Source organism: Pseudofulvibacter geojedonensis, from assembly GCF_042675745.1.
Classification (GTDB): Bacteria; Bacteroidota; Bacteroidia; order Flavobacteriales; family Flavobacteriaceae; genus Pseudofulvibacter; species Pseudofulvibacter geojedonensis.
In genome coordinates this window covers 91692-111557 of record NZ_JBHTJM010000008.1, presented here as the reverse complement: position 1 = coordinate 111557, position 19866 = coordinate 91692, and the positions used below count along the sequence as shown (strand labels likewise).

Genomic DNA, 19866 nt, shown 5'->3' with positions numbered 1-19866 from the left:
CTACCATAAAAAACAATAAAAATGTTTGGAGATTTAATGGGAATGATGGGTAAAATAAAGGAAACCCAAGCTAAAGTTGAAGAAACTAAAAAAAGACTTGATACAGTACTAATAGATGAAGAGTCTTCAGACGGATTACTTCAAATTACTATTACTGCAAACAGAGAAATTAAAAATATCTCTGTAAATGAAGAGTTACTAGAAGACAAAGAACAACTTGAAGATTATCTAGTTTTAACTCTTAATAAAGCTATTGCTAGAGCAACCAATGTTAACGAAACGGAATTAGGTGCTGTTGCTAAAAATGGGATGCCAGATATACCTGGCATGGATATGTTTAAATAATTTAAAGCAAATCTTTTAACACCATATTAATATCTGGGTATCTAAACTGGTATCCGGATTTTTTTATTTTTTCTGAACTCACTCGTTGACTTTCTAATACTATTTCATGCATTTGCCCTAGCAACAGTTTTAGCATAAAAACAGGCACATTAGGTAACAATATTTTTTTTCCTAATTGTTGAGCCACCAACTTGGTAAGTTCCTTATTGGTAACAGGATTGGGAGCTACAGCATTATAAGTTCCTGTTAATTCTTTTTCTATTAAAAAAACATACATCTGTACAAGGTCTTCTATATGAATCCAACTCATAAATTGCTTACCACTACCCAATGCCGCGCCAATACCCATTTGAATTGGTTTTGCTATTTTTTGTAAAGCACTATTTTGTTTAGATAAAACAACACCTGTTCTTACAATTGTTGTTTTTACACCTAATTCTAAAAATTGATGAGCTGCCTTTTCCCATTTATCAACTACTCTACCTAAAAAAGATTGACTCTTTTCTTGTAACTCTTCGGAATAAACTTTTTCTAGTGAATTAGGGAAAATGCTTATTCCACTAGCAGAGATAAAAGAATCTATTGTATGCGGACTCTTTTGCAAAGAACTAAACAACAAATTACTACCTGCTACTCTACTCTTAAAAATCTCTTTTCTATACTTTTTAGTCCATCTTTTGCTTACAGTTGCACCCGCTAAATGAATTAACATATCTGCTTCTTTAAAACAGTTTACATCTATAAATCCGCTATTTATATTCCAATAAAAACCTTTGTAATTTTCTTGATTAACAATTACCTCTTTTCTAGTTGTTAGGTAATGAACAACATATCCTTTACTTAATAAAGCTTTTACTAATGCTCTACCAACTAATCCTGTTGCTCCTGTAATCAATATTGTTTTCATCTATGTACTTCTATTTTATAACTTACATATTAAACTACCTTTTTTGTGGCTCTTAACATTTCACGCTTACCAGGTGGCCCTTCTAATCTTTCAACTGTAAAACCTACCGCTTGCATGGCTCTTCTTACACTTCCTTTAGCTGCATAAGTAACCAGTACTCCTTTTTCTTTTAACGCAGTATACATTATTTCAAACACCTCTTCCGTCCATAATTCTGGCTGAACTCTAGCCCCAAAAGCATCAAAATAAATCAAATCAAAAGCATTTTTATCTTTTATATCTTTAAAGAATTGTTGCCTCTTTAAAATACAAAAATTTTCAGAAACTAAATGTTTTTCTTCCCAAGAAACCGAATGTATTTTTTTAAACACTTTATTTGCTTCTTGTGCGTTTAACTCGTTTGCATAATTTAGCTTATTAACCTCGTCTAAAGCAATAGGGTAAGCTTCTATTCCGGTGTAATTAATATCTAAGTTTCTCTTTGTAGATTCTAGGTAACTTATAAACGCATTTAATCCTGTACCAAACCCAATTTCAAGAATACAAACTTTATCACTAAACAAGTCTAGACCTTTTCTAATAAACACATGATAAGCCTCTTGTATAGCGCCATGCTTAGAATGATATTGTTCATCCCAATCTGGTAAATGTATGGTTGTAGATCCATCTGAGGTAATAATAACTTCTCTCTTCATTTAATCTAACATTGCTCCAGTTGCCATAAATGAAAATGTTTTTTCTGGTGCTGTAATTTTTTCTATTTCCTCTTTACTTTTTCCTGCATCTTCTGCATAATGTTTAAGTTCATCTACAGGAACTTCGTTCACAAAAGCATATCCATTAACCGTTACTATTTTCCCATCACAATCTAATGGCATAAAAAAACCATAATCTTTAAACTTAACCATTGCTTCTGTTTCATCAGCCAATGCTAAAGTCATCCAACACCCCTTCTTTTTACAAACTTGATTTATTTTCGCTTTAAAAGTTACTAATGTAGAATCTCCTATCTTCATTTTTTTATAACTCTCTAGCATTTCTGTATTAGTTAGCAGCTTTGTTACTTCAAACTTTTCTCCAAAATATTGAATAGAATCTACCTTTTTCTCTACTACTTCTTTTTCTTCTTTAAGCTCTTTTTCTACTGGTTTTTCTTTCTTACATCCTATTAAAACTATAGACAATACTAACAATACTAAAACTCTTTTCATTTTATTTACTTTACACTGATTTAATTGTTGATAAAATTAACGATTTATTAGTAGTTAAAAAATTATTAATTCAGTAAATTCGCGGAACTTTTAAAACCGACTTTCAGTTATGATCAACACAGCTATAAACATATCTAAAGTATCAGAATCTAAATTCACTTCTATTGATTTAGACAATGTTACCTTTGGAACCATTTACACCGATCACATGTTTTTTTGTGATTTTAAAGATGGTGAATGGCAACAACCACAAATTACCCCATACCAACCTCTACAATTAGATCCTTCAGCAAGAGTTTTTCATTATGGACAAGCTGCTTTTGAAGGCATGAAGGCATATAAAGATGAACATGGAGATGCTTGGATTTTTAGACCTGAAGAGAACTGGAAAAGAATTAACTTCTCTGCAAGACGTTTAGCTATGCCAGAAGTTCCTGAAGAAGTTTTTATGAATGGCTTAAAAACTTTATTAGAAATGGACAAACAATGGATTGTACCTGGTAAAGGAAATTCATTGTACATAAGACCTTTTCTATTTGCAACTGAAGCAGGTGTATCTGCTGCTCCTGCTGCTGAATATAAATTTATGATTATCTGCACTCCTGTTCAGGCTTACTATAAAGGAGGCGAAGTAAAAGTAAAAATATCTGATTATTTCTCTAGAGCAGCTAATGGTGGTGTTGGAGCTACAAAAGCTGCAGGTAATTACGCTGCATCTTTTTATCCTACCAATAAAGTTAAAGAAGAAGGTTACCAACAAATTATTTGGACCAACTCTACTCATGAGTACCTAGAAGAAGCAGGAACAATGAATGTTTTCTTTAGAATAGGAGACAAATTATTAACAGCTCCGACTGACGATAGGATTCTTGACGGTGTAACCAGAAAGAGTTTGATTCAATTAGCTAAAGACGAAGGGATTGAAGTTGAAGTTAGAAAAGTTAGCGTTAAAGAAGTTACAGAAGCCGCTAGAAAAGGAGAGTTAAAAGAAGTATTTGGTGCCGGTACCGCTGCTGTAGTAGTTCCTATTACTGGTGTAGGCTACCAAGATGAGCATTTTGATTTACCTAAGCTAGACAATCCTTATTCTACAATGCTAAAAGAAAAGTTGTTAAACATACAATACAATATAACTGAAGATAAATACAACTGGACTCAGAAAATATAAATAAAAAAAACACCGATTTTTCAATCGGTGTTTTTTTTATATCTTATTTGCTAAGCATATTACATATGCAAAGCTCTGTTATCTGTAGCAGCTAACGCAGCTTCTTTAATAGCTTCTGTAAACGTAGGATGTGCATGAGACATTCTTGATATATCTTCTGCAGATGCTCTGTATTCCATAGCTACAACAGCTTCGGCAATCATATCAGCAGCACGAGCACCTACCATATGAACTCCTAAAATCTCATCGGTATTCTTATCTGCTAATACTTTAACAAAACCATCTAAATCCATTGAAGCTCTACTTCTTCCTAAAGCTCTCATTGGAAAAGAACCTGCTTTATAAGCAATTCCTTCTTCTTTTAGTTGCTCTTCTGTTTTTCCAACAGCTGCAACCTCTGGCCATGTGTATACAACACCAGGAATTAAATTATAATTTATATGAGGTTTTTGTCCGGCTAAAGTTTCAGCAACAAACACTCCTTCTTCTTCTGCCTTATGTGCTAGCATTGCTCCTTTAACAACATCTCCAATAGCATAAATATTAGACACATTGGTTTGTAAATGATCATTAGTCTCTACCATTCCTCTTTCATTTACCTTAACCCCTGCATTTTCTAAACCTAATCCATCAGTATAAGGGCGGCGACCAACAGACACTAAACAATAATCCGTTTTTATTTCTTGCGGTTGTCCTTTTTTGTCCTCATAATTAATAACCACCTCATTACCAATTGTCTCAACGTTAGTTACTTTATGAGACGTTAAAAACTTCATTTTTTGTTTTTTTAATACTTTTTGAAGTTCTTTTGAAACAGCTTTATCCATACCTGGCACAATTCTGTCCATATATTCTATTACAGTAACATCAGAACCTAGTCTTTTATAAACCTGTCCTAACTCTAAACCTATTACTCCACCTCCTATAACAACTAAATGCTTAGGAATTTCTTTAAGTTTTAACGCTTCAGTAGATGTAATTACTCTTTCCTTATCTAATTTAATAAAAGGAAAACTAGATGGTTTAGATCCTGTTGCTATAATAGTATTCTTAGCTTCTATCTCTGTAGTACTTTCTCCAGTAATGGTAATATGAGTTGCATCTTTAAAAGATCCAACACCCGTGTATACATCAATCTTATTTTTATCCATTAAGAATGTAATACCATCGCAAGTTTGTTTTACAACAGCATCCTTACGGGCAATCATCTTCTCTAAATTCATTTTAATATCTCCTGAAAGCTCAATACCATGAGCCTCAAAATGCTTTACTGCATCGTCATAATGATGAGATGAATCTAGCAATGCTTTTGAAGGGATACACCCTACATTTAAGCAAGTTCCACCTAAAGTATTATATTTTTCAATGATTGCTGTTTTCATTCCTAATTGTGCGCAACGAATGGCTGCTACATAACCTCCAGGTCCAGAACCAATAACGGCTACATCATAAGTACTCATAAACTGTGTATTTTAATTTTTAAAAGATGGACAAAAGTAACGAAGTTTTGTGAGATAGGGAAACTAATACCCCCACAAATACAATTCACAACTATTTTGTTCCTGTAAAAAGTACAAATCAAATAAATCACTACAATTTGAACTTAATTTCAATTAGAACTAAACAGTTATTGCTGTAGTTTTCTTTATATCACTAATAACAAAAGTACTTTGGGTACTACCAATGTGTTTGATAGTGGTTAACTTAGTTAGCATAAAATCTCTATACTCATCCATACCCTTCACTCGAATCTTTAGAATATAATCATAATCACCAGAAACATGATGACACTCTAAAACTTCGTTTAATTGCACTACTTCTTTTTCAAAAGTAGTTACAAACTCCTTGTTATGCTTACCTAGTTTTACATGGCAAAACACCAAAAAAGATTTTGACACTTTTTTAGCATTTAATAACGCTACATATTTATTAATTACCCCTTCTCTCTCCAATCTTTTTATACGCTCATAAACAGCTGTTACAGAAAGATTTAACTCTAAAGAAAGCTGTTTATTTGTTTGCTTACTATTTTTTTGAAGCAATCCTAAGAGTTTTTTATCTATTTCATCAAAATTCATCCTTACTTATTTTCTAACAATTCCAAAACAAATCAAATATAACAAAAAATAAATCTATAATATAACACATAATTAGAAAATAAAACTAAATAATACACTTAGTATTGATAATATTTCAACTCTTATCTAACTTTGTTATATATAAAAAAACTACATGAAAGATTATATCATTATAGGAGCTGGACAAGCTGGTTTAGCAATGGCATACTACTTAAAAAAACAGCAAAAAAACTTTATTGTTGTAGATGCTAATAAGGAGGTTGGAGCTCCATGGCTAAAGCGTTGGGACTCTTTAAAACTCTTCACTCCTTCTGAGTTCAATAATCTTCCAGGAATGAAATTCCCCAGTAAAAAAGGACATTATGCTAATAAATATGAAGTTGCAGATTATTTAAAAGCATATGTAAAGGAATTCGATATACCAATCGCTTTTAATCAAAAAGTACACTCGTTAAAAAAAGAAGATGATGTCTTTATAATAAAAAGTGACACACAAAGATACACCTCTAGAAATGTAATTATTGCCACCGGTCCTTTTCACACACCATTTACCCCAGCATGTCATAAAAATATTGATTCAGATATCATTCAGATTCATAGTGAACATTACAAAAACCCTAATCAACTACAAGAAGGAGACACTTTAGTTGTAGGAGCTGGAGATTCAGGTGTTCAAATATTAGATGAAATATCTAAGACTAACCGTAAAGTATACTTTTCTGGAAATACAAATATTGGTACGCTACCTCAAGAATTCCTAGGAAAAACACTTTGGTGGTGGTTTAGTAAAATAGGCTTTTTAACTGCAAACAAGTATTCATGGTTAGGCAAAAAACTAAGTAACAATTCACAGCCAGTAATCGGAACAGATGTTAAAACTCTTTTTAATAAAGAAAATGTCACTTGTGTAGGTAGAACTTTAGATGCCGAAAAAAAAGTACTCGTATTTGAAAAAGACAGGTTAACTAATATCAAAAATATTATTTGGGCTACTGGTTTTAAACCCAATTTTAATTGGATTGAAGATATTAAACTAGACAACAAACAATACCCTAAAAACTATAGAGGAGTGAGTGAAGACTTAGAAGGTTTATTCTTTATAGGGCTACCTTGGCTATACACTAGAGGATCTGCAACTCTAGGTGGGGTAAAGAAAGATGCAGAATACTTAAGTAAATTCATTAACAAGAAAGATAAAAAATTACAAGCCGTTTAATTTAAATATACTCGATGATGAAAAAAAGTTATCAAGATATAGAGCACAAAAGAACAGATGGATCTATTTGGCTAAATGACTTACAAAGGAAACGTGAATCTGGCCCTAAGCTTCAAAATAAAAGATATTCCAATTTTGGAGATGCTACTAAATCTGTTCATGCTGGTCAGTACGACGACCCACAAACTGGTGCTTTAGGAACACCTATTTACCAGTGCTCAACTTTTTATTTAAATGAGTCTTCATATGAGGCTATTGAAGAAGGTCGAGGTCGAGATGAAATGATTTATACTCGATATGGAAATCCATCTCAATGGAGTGTACAAGAAAAAATTTCTTCGCTCGAAAATGCAGAAAGCTCTATTGTATTTTCATCTGGAATGGCAGCAATATCTTCTACTTTACTAGCTATATTAGATAAAGGTAGCCATATAGTTTCTTCAAGAGATATTTACGGGGGAACTTATAACTTTTTATATGAAGATTTAGACCGATATGGTATGAGCGTAACTTTTACCTCTCCAACCAACATAAAAGAAATAGAAGCAGCCATACAAGAAAACACCAAGGTTTTGTACTTTGAAGCTTTAACCAATCCGTTACTTAAAATAACACCTATTAAAGAGTTAGTAGCTTTAGGTAAAAAGTACAATTTAAGAGTTATTATAGACAATACTTTTTTAACTCCTTACAATGTTAAGATGCTAGATTTAGGTGTAGATTTAGTGGTTAATTCTGCTACTAAATATTTAAATGGTCATTCAGACCTTATTGGAGGAACCGTTTCTGGATCTAGAAAACTAGTAGATAGAATTTGGCCCCAAATGCTTAAAAACGGTGGATCTTTAGATCCGCACGCTTGCTTTTTATTAGAAAGAAGTTTAAAAACTTTTGCTTTACGCATGAGAACTCATAATAGTAACGCTATTGAGTTGGCTAATTATTTAGAAAATCACTCAAAAATTAAACGTGTTTACTATCCTGGTTTAGCTTCTCACGAACAACACACATTAGCGCAAGATCAAATGAAAGAAAAGTACTCTGGTATGATTAGTTTTGAAATAGAAGGTGGTGATGAAAACGCTCACAAACTATTATCTTTCTTAAAACTACCAAAAGAGGCTACCAGTTTAGGAGGTGTAGAGAGTCTTATTTCTTTACCTTACAATACTTCTCAAGCATCTTTAACCAAAGAGCAACAAAAAGCAATTGGAATTAACGACGGTTTAATTCGATTATCCGTTGGTGTTGAAGATATTAATGATTTAAAAAATGATTTTAAACAAGCTATTACTAACGTTTTTAAAAAAGAATTAAGTTATGCTGAATAATATAAACATGGCTGGATTAAGTGAATATGCCAACGAAGTAAAACAAGATGATATACAAAGTAGAGCCACATATGGTGTAACTTTAAACTGGGAAAGCGGAACTAAAACTCAAGTAAGCACCAAAAATATGGTTTTTGGCGAGCATAAACTTATTAGAGATTTTAGTTTTACTATTGATGAACCTACTCAGTTTCTAGGCGTAAACTGCGCCCCAAACCCAGCTGAATACATGTTAGGAGGTTTAGCAGGCTGTATGGCCGTAACATTTATGGCTGGAGCTACCGCAATGGATATTAAAATAGACAAATTACAATTAGAGATAGATGGTGAACTAGACTTAAAAGGTTTTTTAGGATTAAACGAAGATTCAGACGTAGGATTTCCTGAATTAAAGTTCATTTTTAATGTAGAAGGAAACGGAACTCAAGAGCAGTATAACTCTTTACTAGAACGAGTACAAAAACACTCCCCTAATTTTAATACCTTTAAAAATGAAGTTAAAATGATTGGTAAGTTAGCTAGTTAGAAATCATATACTCGTATAATTTATAGCCGTATAGCCAATAGCTATACGGTTTTTTCTTGCACAAAAGCCATTAAAATCGTAACATTACAGCTTTTAAAAAAGCAGCAAAATGCAAGACCAAAAAAACCTTTCAGAAATAGATATTGAAGAGCAAAAAATAATAAGCAACAAAGAACTCAATATATGGGAAGCCTTAATACCTGTCGTTATTTTAATGGCAATGCTTGCTTACAACATTTTTGTTAAGGATGGTGCTTGGCTTGGTGACTATTCTAATCAATTTATTTTATTAATTGCTGGTGGGGTAACTGCTATTGTTGGTTTAAAAAACAAAGTTTCTTTTCAAACGATGATAATGGAAGTTTGGGAGAACTTAAAAAGTGTTTTTATTCCTATCATGATTTTATTTTTAGTAGGTGCTTTGGCAGGTACTTGGTTAATTAGTGGAATTATACCAGCAATGGTATATTATGGCTTACAGGTGTTGAGTCCAGCTATATTTTTACCCGCTTCAGTTATAATTGCTGCAATTATATCTATTGCAACTGGTAGTTCTTGGACAACCTCTGCAACTGTTGGTATTGCTTTAATTGGAATTGGGTCTGCACTAGGTATACCTACAGGAATGATTGCTGGTGCTGTAATTTCTGGAGCTTATTTTGGAGATAAAATGTCGCCTTTAAGTGATACAACTAACTTAGCTCCCGCTATGGCTGGAACCGATTTATTTACTCATATAAAATACATGGCTTTCACCACTGTACCTACTATTATTGTTACATTAATTGCTTTTAGTATTATGAGTGCCACAATAGACACCACTGGTAATGCAGATATAAGCAATTTATTAAGTACTATCGATACTACTTTTAATATCACTCCGTGGTTGTTTGTTGTTCCTTTAGTGGTTGTTGGTATGATTTTAGCTAAAACAAAGCCATTAATAGCTCTTGGAACTGGTGTTGTTCTAGCTGCAGTATTCTCAGTTATATTCCAATCTGATGTTTTATCTCAATTATCAGATTCCAACTTTAGTGCTATTGTTAATTCTATTTTAACAGATACAGCTATTGTAACAGATAACGAAAAATTAAATGAATTATTTAGTTCTGGTGGAATGAATGGAATGCTTTGGACCATATATTTAATTATTTCAGCAATGGTTTTTGGAGGAGTTATGGATGGCATTGGAGCTTTATCTAGAATAACCAAATCCTTATTAAAGTTAGCAGATTCTGTATTCGGTTTATTTGCTACTACAGTAATTAGTTGTCTAGGACTAAACACTATTGCTTCAGACCAATATTTAGCTTTAGTAATACCTGGAAAAATGTTTAAAAAAGCTTACGAAGACAAAGGGTTAGCTCCAGAAAATTTAAGTAGAACATTAGAAGATTCTGGTACTGTTACTTCTGTATTGATTCCTTGGAATACTTGTGGAGCTTACCAATCGGGAGTTCTGGGTGTTAGTGTAACCGATTATTTCTTTTTCGCTATCTTCAACTGGTTAAGTCCGTTTACTACACTTTTATTTGCTGCTCTAGGATTGAAAATTAGACAAATTCAAGGTAAATTAGATTAATCTATTATCCTATAGAAAAATTAAATTAAACTTTACATATAAGCTGTTTTTGATGTGTATATTTGCACCAATATTTTTAATAATCATTTAAAACAATCATAAAAATGGCTGTATTAGTAGGTAAAAAAGCACCTCATTTTAGTGCACAAGCAGTAGTAAACGGTAATCAATTTGCTGAAAACTTTTCATTAGATCAATACTTAGGTAAGAAAGATGTAATTTTATTCTTCTACCCTAAAGATTTTACTTTTGTTTGTCCAACAGAATTACACGCTTTTCAAAATAAATTAGCTGAGTTCGAATCTAGAAACGTTGCTGTAGTTGGTGTTTCTACAGATACTGAACAATCTCACTTTGGATGGTTACAAGTAGACAAAGCTAACGGAGGTATTAAAGGTATTACCTACCCATTAGTTGCAGATACTAACAAAACTATTGCTGCTAACTACGATGTTTTAGCTGGAGATATGTTTTACAACGAAGAAGGGTTAATGGTAGCTGAAGGTGAGTTAATTGCTTACAGAGGTTTATTCTTAATCGACAAAGAAGGAGTTGTACGTCACCAATTAGTGAACGATTTACCATTAGGAAGAAATGTTGATGAAGCTATTCGTATGGTAGATGCTTTACAATTCTTTGAAGCTAACGGAGAGGTTTGCCCAGCAAACTGGAGCAAAGGTAAAGATGGTATGCAAGCTAACCATGCTGCAACTGCTGAGTATTTAGCTCAAAACTAAGACTCATATACCTTAAACATAATTTAAAAGCTACCTTTTTCTGGTAGCTTTTTTTACGAGTTAAAAGAAAATATTTGTAGTTTTAATCTACTAAAAACTAAAACCAATTGATATTATGGCAACAGTTACCTTAAAAGGAAACCCAATAAACACTTCTGGTTCTTTACCAGCAGTAGGAAGTACAGCTCCAGATTTTACGCTGGTTAAAACAGATTTATCTACTGCATCGTTATCTGATTACAAAGGACAAGCAGTTGTTTTAAATATTTTCCCAAGTATAGATACAGGTACTTGCGCACAATCTGTAAGACAATTTAATAAAGATCTAAATGAAATACAAGATGTAAAAGTATTGTGTATTTCAAGAGACTTACCATTTGCCCAAGCACGTTTTTGTGGTGCAGAAGGTTTAGACAATGTTATTAATTTATCTGACTTTAGAGATAATAGCTTTGGAAAAGCTTATGGTTTAGATTTTATTGACGGACCACTAGAAGGGCTTCATTCTAGAGTTATTATAGTTATAGATGAAAATGGAATCATAACACATACCGAACAGGTTCCTGAAATTGTAGATGAGCCAAATTACAAAGCTGCTTTTGAAGCTTTATAAAATAAAAAGAGGAGGTTTAAACCTCCTCTTTTTATTTATTTGATCTTTTCTTGTACTCTTCTAAATATTTACCTTTAGGTTTATCTTCTGCAAAAGAACTAAATGGTAAACTAAAGAACGGTCTAGTTTTACTTCTCGCTTCTGTCTTATCCATACCTTCATATTCTATTCTATAAATAGCAGAATAGATCATAGCCCTTCCTGTTCCATGGTAACAGTGCATTAACACAGGATATGATTCTGGTTTATCTAAAACTGTAAAAAAATCTTGTAAATTTTCTTCAGTAGGTATTTGCACAGAAGGTATATTAACATAATTTACTCCTTCTATAGCCTCTACAACTTCCTTTTCAGCTTTAATATCTGCATAAGCTTCAGGGTTTAACTTATCTCCAACACCTCCGTGTCTTAAGTCTATAACTGTTTTTATATTATACTCTTTTATATAATCAGCTATTTCATCTGGCGGTATAACCCCGGACTTATATACTTTATTCTCGGTAATTTCTTCTAAATTATGATTTAAATTTCTTTTATAAAAATACTTCCCGCCAAAAATCAGTCCTAATAATAAACCTACAGCTATAACTCTCTTTAAAATTTTCATATATTTTATTCGTCTATTGTATTCAACTTTCTGTCAATAATTCTATTCATATAATCCTGAACAAATCCTTTTGCTTTTAATTCTACTTGTTTCATCTTTTGAGTTGGTTCTCCCTTTAATTTATTAGTCAAACCGTAATCATCTGGTTGATAAAACCCAACTCTTTTTCTGTTTTCATCCATTACATAAATCAAACTATCACTCTGAAAATGAAAAGTTGTTCCATTACTAGTCATAGCATATGGTTTCTGAATCGTATCACTTACTAAGCTTCTTCCCCAACTCCTAAAAGGTTTATTATAACCAACCATATCCATTAAAGTAGGATATATGTCTATTTGCTGAGCTAAGTCTAAATTTTCTCCTTTGTACTTACCGTTTGGAGAATAAAATAAAATAGGTACTGCATACCAATTTACCATTTTTTCGTACTCTTTAAAATGAGTTTGATTACAGTGGTCTGCAGTTATAACAAAAATAGTATTATCATACCAATCTTCTTTAGAAGCAGCCTCAAAAAACTCTTTCAGAGCTTCATCTGTATAACCTACACATTTATGAATAGGCCTATTCCCTTTTGGGAATTTCCCTTTATATTCTTTAGGCACTTTATATGGAGAATGAGATGATAACGAAATTAACGTAGCCATAAAAGGTTCTTTCTTTTTAGACAGTTCCGAATTCATATACTGAAAAAAAGGCTTATCCCATATCCCCCATAATCCGTCAAAATCCTCATCATTATCATATTCATTCATTCCATAATAACGATCGAACCCAAGAATGTTGCTATAACCTAAAAATCCCATAGACCCATTAGGTGCCCCATGAAAAAAGGAAGTGTCATATCCCATTTCTTTAAATGTAGAAACCATCGATTGTGTTTCTTGATTTGAATAAGGAGACGATGTAAAAGCTACCTTAAAAGAAGGCACTCCTGCCAATATAGAAGACATAGCATGTATTGATTTTCTTCCGTTAGCAAATCCATTAGGAAAAATTAAACTGTGCTGAGCCAAAGAATCTACAAAGGGTGTATACCCTTCATAATTAGGTATGTTTTTATGTTTGTTGAAGCTACCTATATATTCCCTAGCAAAACTTTCTATTATCAATACTACTACATTAGGTTTTTCTGTTACTTCTCTAGGATAATACTTAATAGGATTAAAAGCTTCTTTGATAACGCTTTCTGGTATATCATTACTCTTTTTAAAGTAATTTTTATTGATGGTTCTAATAATAGAAAATGGTGTATTTAGCACCATATCGGCATGAGATACCTTCTTTACATGTCTACTAGCATCTACTAAAGTTATGGGTCTAGTACTATGTTTAAAATCACCTCTAATTCCTCCAACAACTAAAACTCCTATAATACCAAATATCAATATAGAAGATATTCCGTAAGTCCATAAATTAGAGTATGACATTTCATACAAAGACTTCCTTTTATACAGTTTTACCCATATATAGGCACAGATAAAAAATAATAAAAAAACATGCCAATAATCTCCTAAAAAAGTAAAAAACAACCCTACTTTATTTTGTTCATTTTCTACTGTTTCTAAACCAGCCGTAGTTAATCTTGTATACGTAAACTTATAATAAACAAAATCTACAAAATTGGTTGCATAAGCAATAAAGTTTGTAACAAAATATACCCAAAATACCACCTTCTGGTATCCTTTTTTGGTATTTATAAAAAAAGGAAAAACACTTAACACTATAAATAGTGCATTAACATATAAAATTGCAGTGGTATCAAAGGCTAGCCCTCTGTAGCAAATATTTAAAAAATCGTATACTTGATCTACCCCTAAAAAATCTGCATTGTAAATAAAGAATAATACTCTGGCTAGTGTATAAAACAAATAAACCAATAACAAGCGGTAAAAAAAGATTTTATATTCTTGAATTCTAATAGAAAAATTCATTCCAGAGTTTTATATTTGATAAATTTTTTAGCAAAAATAGTATTTTTAGCCTTGATAACTGTTAAACAAAATGCAACAACCTAAAGAAAGTTTTTTTATAAATAGATTAAAAGGAGCTGGTTATGCTTTAAAAGGAGCTCTTATTTTAATTAAAACTGAAGCCAGTATACAAGTACAATTCTCTATTGGTTTACTTTTAATTATAGCTGGTTTTTATTTTGAAATCTCAACTACTGAGTGGATTTTACAAATATTTGCCATTGGAATGGTTATGAGTATTGAAGGTTTAAACACTGCTGTTGAAGAAATTGCAGATTTCATTCACCCTGATTTTCATCATAAAATTGGACTCATAAAAGACATTGCTGCAGGGGCAGTTTTCTTTGCTGCAGCAGCAGCTAGTATTATTGGGTTACTTATTTACATCCCAAAGATATTTTAGTATTTTTGTTTTACATCAAAAAAATCAATGGCTAAAAAGAAAAGCACAAAAACTAAAAAAAAATCATTACCCAAGTTTAAAATTCCAAGTTTTACACTTAGTAAACAACAAGAAACCATTTTAGGTAGTTTTTTGTTTTTATTAGGTGTTTTACTACTCATATCTTTTATATCCTTTCTTTTTACCTGGAAAGAAGATATTAGCGAGATTAACAATTTATCCAGAAACGCAGAATATAAAAACCTTATAAGTGGTATTGGTGCTAAAATTGCCTACTTTTTTATATATAAAGGTTTGGGTATTGCTTCTATTACATTTGCAGTATTAACTTCGTTATCAGGAATTCATTTATTATTAAATGCTAACAAAGAGGCTTTAAAAAAGCGTTGGATTTGGGGAACTTTAGTTGCCATTTGGCTATCTACCTTCTTAGGTTTCTTTGGCAGTTCTGCATCATTATTAGGTGGTGTTATAGGTTTTGAATTAAATGACTTCCTTCAGGATTACCTTGGTAAAATAGGAACTGTTATATTATTGCTTTTTTTACTAATTACTTATTTAGTTTTACGTTTCAAATTTACTTTAGACACTGTTCTATCCTTTTTTAACAAAACTGCTCACGAGGTTAAAGAAGATTTCAATTCAGAAGAAATCAATTCAGAAACTGTTGAAACACCTTCTACAGAGACTAAAACTATAGATGAAGAAGAAGCTATTATAGCTAATTTTGTTGAAGAAAACACTGAACAACCTCAAACTGAGGAAATACAACTTTCTACTACTGAGACATCAATTGATACTCCCAAAACACCAGAAGAAATAACAATTCCTTCTGAATCTGAAGGCGACCTTTCTATGAAAGTTGAAGTAAGCCAAGAAGAAAAAACCGTTACCGACAATCTTTCTGATAAACTAGTAGAAGATTTCGGAGAATTTGACCCAACTCTTGAGTTAAGCAATTTCAAGTTTCCTACCATAGACTTATTAAAAGATTATACAAGCGGACAAGGAATTACCATCAATCAAGAAGAGCTAGAAGAAAATAAAAATCAAATTGTAACTACTCTTAAGAATTATAAAATAGAAATAGCTAATATTAAAGCTACTGTAGGACCAACAGTTACTTTATATGAAATTGTACCAGAAGCTGGTGTTAGAATTTCTAAAATTAAAAACTTAGAAGACGATATTGCTCTTTCTTTAGCTGCTCTAGGTATCAGAATTATTGCTCCTATGCCCGGTAAAGGAACTATAGGTATTGAGGTTCCTAATAAAAACCCTAGAATTGTTTCTATGCGTGCAGCTATTTCTTCTAAGAAGTTTCAAGAAGCAGAAATGCAACTACCCATTGCTTTTGGAAAAACCATTAGTAACGAAACTATGGTGGTAGATTTAGCCAAAATGCCTCACCTATTAATGGCCGGAGCTACTGGTCAGGGTAAATCTGTTGGGTTAAACTGTATACTAACTTCTTTGCTCTACAAAAAGCATCCAGCCGAAGTAAAGTTTGTTTTAGTGGACCCTAAAAAAGTAGAACTTACCTTATTTAACAAAATAGAACGACATTATTTAGCTAAACTACCCGATTCTGAAGAAGCAATCATAACAGATAATTCTAAGGTTATCAATACATTAAACTCTTTGTGTATTGAAATGGATAACCGATATGAGTTATTAAAAAATGCTTTCTGTAGAAATATTGTAGAGTACAACAAAAAGTTTAAAGCTCGAAAGCTGAATCCTAATGACGGACACAAGTTTTTACCTTATATTGTTTTAGTTGTAGATGAATTTGCAGATTTAATTATGACTGCAGGTAAAGAAGTAGAAACTCCAATTGCTCGTCTAGCTCAGTTAGCAAGAGCTATTGGTATTCACTTAATCATTGCAACACAAAGACCTTCTGTTAATGTTATTACGGGTATGATTAAAGCTAACTTCCCAGCTCGTGTTGCTTTTAGAGTAATGACTGGTATAGATTCTAAAACAATTTTAGATCAGAGTGGAGCAAATCAGCTCATTGGTAGAGGTGATATGCTATACACACAAGGTAACGAACTAGTTCGTATTCAATGTGCTTTTGTAGATACACCTGAAGTAGAAAAAATTACTGAATTTATTGGTGGACAAAAAGCCTACCCTGATGCTCATTTACTACCAGAATATGTAGGCGAAGAAGGTGGCACGACTCTTGATAATAACATATCAGATAGAGACAAACTCTTTAGAGAAGCAGCCGAAGTACTGGTTACAGCTCAACAAGGGTCAGCTTCTTTATTACAGCGTAAATTAAAATTAGGATACAACAGAGCAGGTAGGTTAATAGATCAGTTAGAAGCAGCTGGTATTGTAGGACCTTTTGAAGGTAGTAAAGCAAGACAAGTTTTAGTTCCTGATTTAATAGCCTTAGATCAATTATTAGAAAACGAAAAATAAAACCATGAAAAAAGTATTTACATTCTTATTTATTAGCATGATAGCTATTAGTGGGCTTTCTGCTCAGAATGCAGAAAAAGCTAAACAATATTTAGACGATGTTGCCACTAAAGTAAGTACCTATAAAAATATTAGTATTGACTTTAAATATAGCCTTAAAAATGAAGCAGAAAATGTAGAACAGTCTACCAAAGGAGATGTTTATTTAAAAGGTGATAAGTATTTACTAAACTTAATGGGTGTAACGCGTTTATACGATGGTCAAAAAATATACACTATTTCTCCTGAAGACGAAGAAATCACAATAAGCAATGCCTCAGATGAAGAAGAAGGTACTATTACTCCTTCTAAAATGCTTACTTTTTATAAAGAAGGTTACAATTATGCATGGGATAAAAAATTACCTGTTAAAGGAAGGTCTATTCAGTATATAAAATTAACTCCTATAGATAGCAATTCAGAAATGAAATATGTACTACTAGGTATAGATGCAAACACTAAAAATATTTACAACGTAATCGAAAATGGTAAGAATGGTGCTGTTACTACTTTAACTGTTAATAGTTTCAAAACAAACCAACCTTTATCAGAAAGTTTGTTTACCTTTGACCGCAGTAAATATAAAGACTACTATTTTAACGAATAGTCTCCGTTGAAGATATTAGACCGTTACATATTAACCACCTTTTTAAAGACATTTTTTAGTGTCTTTTTCATATTAATATTCATATTCATACTACAGTCTGTTTGGCTGTTTGTCAAAGAACTTGCAGGTAAAGATTTAGAATTAATAGTAGTTGGTAAGTTTTTAATGTACTTACTTCCTACTTTGGTTCCGTTAATTCTTCCGTTAACCATATTGCTTACTTCAATTATGATTTTTGGTAATTTTGCCGAGAATTATGAGTTCGCTGCCATGAAATCTTCTGGTATTTCATTGCACAGAGCAATGAGAAGTCTAACAATTTTCATTGCTCTGCTTAGTTTTGTTACATTTTTCTTTGCCAACAATGTAATTCCTTGGGGCGAGTACGAATCTAGAAATTTAAGAAAGAACATTGCTCAGCTAAAACCTTCTATGGCTATTGTTGCTGGTCAATTTACTCCTATTGGAGATGCTAACATAAAAGTTGAAAGAAAATACGGTGAAGATGGTAGATTACTAGAAAACGTTATCCTTCACCAAAAAAAGCATACAAAAAATACTACTGTAATTAAAGCTAAAAAAGGAGAGTTAATATCTAGTGAAGGTTCTAACATATTACAGTTGGTATTGTCTGACGGCAATTACTATCACGATATTACTCCAAAAGACTATACAAAAAAGAAAAAATTGCCACATGCAAAGAGTTCTTTTGACAAGTATACCATGAATATCGATTTATCTAAACTAGATAAATCACCAAATAGTACTCAAAAACTAACATCATATAGGTTCTTAAAAATCAATCAATTATTGCCAACTATAGACTCACTAAATCATAAACTAGTTAAAGATGTTGAGTCTGACAATAATAACCTATATAATGGTTTAGGCTTAACCGTTGCTAAAAATAAAGTAGATAAAATTGCTTCTATCAAGACAAATGATTCAAGTAAAACAGGTAGTAAAATCATTAAGAAACCAATAGAAGTTAAACCTAACAACAATACCTTTTATAAAAAACCTATTTTAAATTTATTTACCTTAAAAGAACAGGAAAAAATATTAGATTTTGCTATTACCAATAGTAAGGCATCATATAAAAGAATTGAAAAGCGAGAAAGTAACTTAGACGATAAATTATCTAATCTTAACAGACACAAAGTTGCGGTTCATAAAAAATTTGCTTTAGCTTTTTCTTGCTTCATTCTTTTCTTTGTAGGTGCACCTCTTGGAGCTATTATTCGTAAAGGAGGTTTAGGTTTACCTATGGTAATTGCTATTGTTTTATTTTTAACCTACTGGTTCATAGGTATTTTTGCTGAAAACAGCTCTGAAAAAGGAGGTATTCCTCCATTCTTAGGAGGTTGGTTATCTACATTAATCATGCTTCCATTAGGTATTATTTTTACTAGAAATGCAACCTCAGATAAAGGAATGTTTAATACCGATGGTATTTATAATTTCTTTAGAAAGATCGGAAATAAGTTTATAAAGAAGAAAGAAAACACAACTCTTGAAGAAGACTTTGTATTAAACACTACGGAATATTCAAATGAAGATTTAATATTTAAAGATAAAATTTCTTCTTTTTCTACCCCTCAACTAAAAGACATTCTGAAGTATTCTAAACAACATGGATATTCTGATAATCAAAAACAAATTATTTTAGACACTTTAAGCCAGTTAGGTGTCGGGTTTGAAGAATTAAAATTATCTGGAAACTTATCGAACTATCAATTTGAAAATGCAAATAGACATTATTTACAACTAAAGAAAAACTCTGCTATTGCATTTATTCTTTATATAGTTCATTTCTTATCTAATATAGCTATCAATATTGTAAAAGCTGATTTTTCAGGTATTATAGTTACAATCATTATCTTATTGTCTTTAATAATTTATATGATTTATTACTTAAAATGTTATTTAGATTACTCAAAGCTTAATAAAATAGTCACAAATAATTCTGGTTTATCATTGCCAAGCCCTATCATTTTTTTAATAATCGGAGCTCCTTTCAACCTATTCACTTATTTTTATTTTAAAAAGGAAATAAATGAAGCCATGAAACATATAAGATAACA

Annotated in this window: 19 protein-coding genes; 12 read left to right on the top strand and 7 right to left on the bottom strand. The window is 31.7% G+C overall.

What is annotated here, in order from left to right:
- Positions 1–21: 21 nt before the first annotated feature.
- Positions 22–345 carry a YbaB/EbfC family nucleoid-associated protein gene (locus ACFQ1O_RS07690; RefSeq protein WP_377715049.1) on the top strand — a complete coding sequence of 108 codons (324 nt, stop codon included), beginning with the start codon at positions 22–24 and terminating at the stop codon, positions 343–345.
- A gap of 1 nt (position 346) precedes the next feature.
- Here the strand turns inward: ACFQ1O_RS07690 and ACFQ1O_RS07685 are convergent, their stop codons facing one another.
- The 3 genes from ACFQ1O_RS07685 to ACFQ1O_RS07675 are packed head-to-tail and all read right to left on the bottom strand — an operon-like array spanning position 347 to position 2463.
- Positions 347–1252: a TIGR01777 family oxidoreductase gene (locus tag ACFQ1O_RS07685; RefSeq protein ID WP_377715048.1), complete on the bottom strand. Its 906-nt coding sequence runs from the start codon at positions 1250–1252 to the stop codon at positions 347–349.
- A gap of 29 nt (positions 1253–1281) precedes the next feature.
- Positions 1282–1947, bottom strand: coding sequence for a tRNA (5-methylaminomethyl-2-thiouridine)(34)-methyltransferase MnmD (gene mnmD / locus ACFQ1O_RS07680; RefSeq protein ID WP_377715046.1), 666 nt, complete (start codon positions 1945–1947; stop codon positions 1282–1284).
- Positions 1948–2463, bottom strand: coding sequence for a DUF4920 domain-containing protein (locus ACFQ1O_RS07675; RefSeq protein WP_377715044.1), 516 nt, complete (start codon positions 2461–2463; stop codon positions 1948–1950).
- 109 nt (positions 2464–2572) lie between these two features.
- Between ACFQ1O_RS07675 and ACFQ1O_RS07670 the strand changes: the two genes are divergently transcribed.
- A complete protein-coding gene (locus tag ACFQ1O_RS07670) occupies positions 2573–3631 on the top strand; it encodes a branched-chain amino acid aminotransferase (RefSeq protein WP_377715042.1) in 1059 nt (352 codons plus the stop codon).
- A 59-nt stretch (positions 3632–3690) separates the two neighbouring features.
- Here ACFQ1O_RS07670 and lpdA read toward each other — a convergent pair whose 3' ends face one another.
- Both lpdA and ACFQ1O_RS07660 read right to left on the bottom strand, forming a co-directional pair.
- The gene (lpdA, locus tag ACFQ1O_RS07665) at positions 3691–5091 is read right to left on the bottom strand and encodes a dihydrolipoyl dehydrogenase (protein ID WP_377715040.1); all 1401 of its coding nucleotides are present in this window, start codon (positions 5089–5091) and stop codon (positions 3691–3693) included.
- Positions 5092–5250: 159 nt separating this feature from the next.
- Positions 5251–5709 (bottom strand): Lrp/AsnC family transcriptional regulator, encoded by a 459-nt coding sequence (locus ACFQ1O_RS07660; protein ID WP_377715038.1) that lies wholly within the window; start codon positions 5707–5709, stop codon positions 5251–5253.
- A gap of 154 nt (positions 5710–5863) precedes the next feature.
- Here ACFQ1O_RS07660 and ACFQ1O_RS07655 point away from each other — a divergent pair, with 154 nt between their 5' ends.
- The 6 genes from ACFQ1O_RS07655 to tpx all read left to right on the top strand — a co-directional run bounded on the left by ACFQ1O_RS07655 (position 5864) and on the right by tpx (position 11714).
- Positions 5864–6925, top strand: coding sequence for a flavin-containing monooxygenase (locus ACFQ1O_RS07655; protein ID WP_377715036.1), 1062 nt, complete (start codon positions 5864–5866; stop codon positions 6923–6925).
- A gap of 14 nt (positions 6926–6939) precedes the next feature.
- Entirely contained in the window at positions 6940–8256 is a 1317-nt protein-coding gene (locus ACFQ1O_RS07650) for a trans-sulfuration enzyme family protein (protein WP_377715034.1), read from the top strand.
- Positions 8246–8782 (top strand): OsmC family protein, encoded by a 537-nt coding sequence (locus tag ACFQ1O_RS07645; RefSeq protein WP_377715032.1) that lies wholly within the window; start codon positions 8246–8248, stop codon positions 8780–8782. Before ACFQ1O_RS07650 ends, ACFQ1O_RS07645 begins: the two co-directional genes overlap by 11 nt.
- A gap of 109 nt (positions 8783–8891) precedes the next feature.
- Complete coding sequence (gene nhaC, locus ACFQ1O_RS07640; RefSeq protein WP_377715030.1) at positions 8892–10364, top strand: Na+/H+ antiporter NhaC; 1473 nt, start codon at positions 8892–8894, stop codon at positions 10362–10364.
- 104 nt (positions 10365–10468) lie between these two features.
- Positions 10469–11101 carry a peroxiredoxin gene (locus tag ACFQ1O_RS07635; protein ID WP_377715028.1) on the top strand — a complete coding sequence of 211 codons (633 nt, stop codon included), beginning with the start codon at positions 10469–10471 and terminating at the stop codon, positions 11099–11101.
- A gap of 115 nt (positions 11102–11216) precedes the next feature.
- Positions 11217–11714, top strand: a complete 498-nt coding sequence (gene tpx / locus ACFQ1O_RS07630) for a thiol peroxidase (RefSeq protein ID WP_377715026.1) — start codon at positions 11217–11219, stop codon at positions 11712–11714.
- A 31-nt stretch (positions 11715–11745) separates the two neighbouring features.
- On the opposite strand, the gene ACFQ1O_RS07625 is transcribed toward tpx, so the two are convergent.
- Positions 11746–12321 carry a dual specificity protein phosphatase family protein gene (locus ACFQ1O_RS07625; protein ID WP_377715024.1) on the bottom strand — a complete coding sequence of 192 codons (576 nt, stop codon included), beginning with the start codon at positions 12319–12321 and terminating at the stop codon, positions 11746–11748.
- A 5-nt stretch (positions 12322–12326) separates the two neighbouring features.
- Positions 12327–14258, bottom strand: a complete 1932-nt coding sequence (locus ACFQ1O_RS07620) for an LTA synthase family protein (protein WP_377715022.1) — start codon at positions 14256–14258, stop codon at positions 12327–12329.
- 70 nt (positions 14259–14328) lie between these two features.
- Here ACFQ1O_RS07620 and ACFQ1O_RS07615 point away from each other — a divergent pair, with 70 nt between their 5' ends.
- The 4 genes from ACFQ1O_RS07615 to ACFQ1O_RS07600 are packed head-to-tail and all read left to right on the top strand — an operon-like array spanning position 14329 to position 19864.
- Positions 14329–14700 carry a diacylglycerol kinase gene (locus ACFQ1O_RS07615; RefSeq protein WP_377715020.1) on the top strand — a complete coding sequence of 124 codons (372 nt, stop codon included), beginning with the start codon at positions 14329–14331 and terminating at the stop codon, positions 14698–14700.
- A gap of 27 nt (positions 14701–14727) precedes the next feature.
- On the top strand, positions 14728–17136 hold the full coding sequence (locus ACFQ1O_RS07610) for an FtsK/SpoIIIE family DNA translocase (RefSeq protein ID WP_377715018.1): 2409 nt from the start codon (positions 14728–14730) through the stop codon (positions 17134–17136).
- Between the two features lie 4 nt (positions 17137–17140).
- Positions 17141–17782: a LolA family protein gene (locus ACFQ1O_RS07605; RefSeq protein WP_377715016.1), complete on the top strand. Its 642-nt coding sequence runs from the start codon at positions 17141–17143 to the stop codon at positions 17780–17782.
- Between the two features lie 6 nt (positions 17783–17788).
- Positions 17789–19864, top strand: coding sequence for an LptF/LptG family permease (locus tag ACFQ1O_RS07600; RefSeq protein WP_377715014.1), 2076 nt, complete (start codon positions 17789–17791; stop codon positions 19862–19864).
- The last annotated feature ends 2 nt before the right edge of the window (positions 19865–19866 follow it).

Coding starts and splice junctions, on each gene's coding strand:
- ACFQ1O_RS07690 (WP_377715049.1), top strand. CDS start 22: ATGTTTGGAGATTTAATGGGAATGATGGGTAAAATAAAGGAAACCCAA.
- ACFQ1O_RS07685 (WP_377715048.1), bottom strand. CDS start 1,252: ATGAAAACAATATTGATTACAGGAGCAACAGGATTAGTTGGTAGAGCA.
- mnmD (WP_377715046.1), bottom strand. CDS start 1,947: ATGAAGAGAGAAGTTATTATTACCTCAGATGGATCTACAACCATACAT.
- ACFQ1O_RS07675 (WP_377715044.1), bottom strand. CDS start 2,463: ATGAAAAGAGTTTTAGTATTGTTAGTATTGTCTATAGTTTTAATAGGA.
- ACFQ1O_RS07670 (WP_377715042.1), top strand. CDS start 2,573: ATGATCAACACAGCTATAAACATATCTAAAGTATCAGAATCTAAATTC.
- lpdA (WP_377715040.1), bottom strand. CDS start 5,091: ATGAGTACTTATGATGTAGCCGTTATTGGTTCTGGACCTGGAGGTTAT.
- ACFQ1O_RS07660 (WP_377715038.1), bottom strand. CDS start 5,709: ATGAATTTTGATGAAATAGATAAAAAACTCTTAGGATTGCTTCAAAAA.
- ACFQ1O_RS07655 (WP_377715036.1), top strand. CDS start 5,864: ATGAAAGATTATATCATTATAGGAGCTGGACAAGCTGGTTTAGCAATG.
- ACFQ1O_RS07650 (WP_377715034.1), top strand. CDS start 6,940: ATGATGAAAAAAAGTTATCAAGATATAGAGCACAAAAGAACAGATGGA.
- ACFQ1O_RS07645 (WP_377715032.1), top strand. CDS start 8,246: ATGCTGAATAATATAAACATGGCTGGATTAAGTGAATATGCCAACGAA.
- nhaC (WP_377715030.1), top strand. CDS start 8,892: ATGCAAGACCAAAAAAACCTTTCAGAAATAGATATTGAAGAGCAAAAA.
- ACFQ1O_RS07635 (WP_377715028.1), top strand. CDS start 10,469: ATGGCTGTATTAGTAGGTAAAAAAGCACCTCATTTTAGTGCACAAGCA.
- tpx (WP_377715026.1), top strand. CDS start 11,217: ATGGCAACAGTTACCTTAAAAGGAAACCCAATAAACACTTCTGGTTCT.
- ACFQ1O_RS07625 (WP_377715024.1), bottom strand. CDS start 12,321: ATGAAAATTTTAAAGAGAGTTATAGCTGTAGGTTTATTATTAGGACTG.
- ACFQ1O_RS07620 (WP_377715022.1), bottom strand. CDS start 14,258: ATGAATTTTTCTATTAGAATTCAAGAATATAAAATCTTTTTTTACCGC.
- ACFQ1O_RS07615 (WP_377715020.1), top strand. CDS start 14,329: ATGCAACAACCTAAAGAAAGTTTTTTTATAAATAGATTAAAAGGAGCT.
- ACFQ1O_RS07610 (WP_377715018.1), top strand. CDS start 14,728: ATGGCTAAAAAGAAAAGCACAAAAACTAAAAAAAAATCATTACCCAAG.
- ACFQ1O_RS07605 (WP_377715016.1), top strand. CDS start 17,141: ATGAAAAAAGTATTTACATTCTTATTTATTAGCATGATAGCTATTAGT.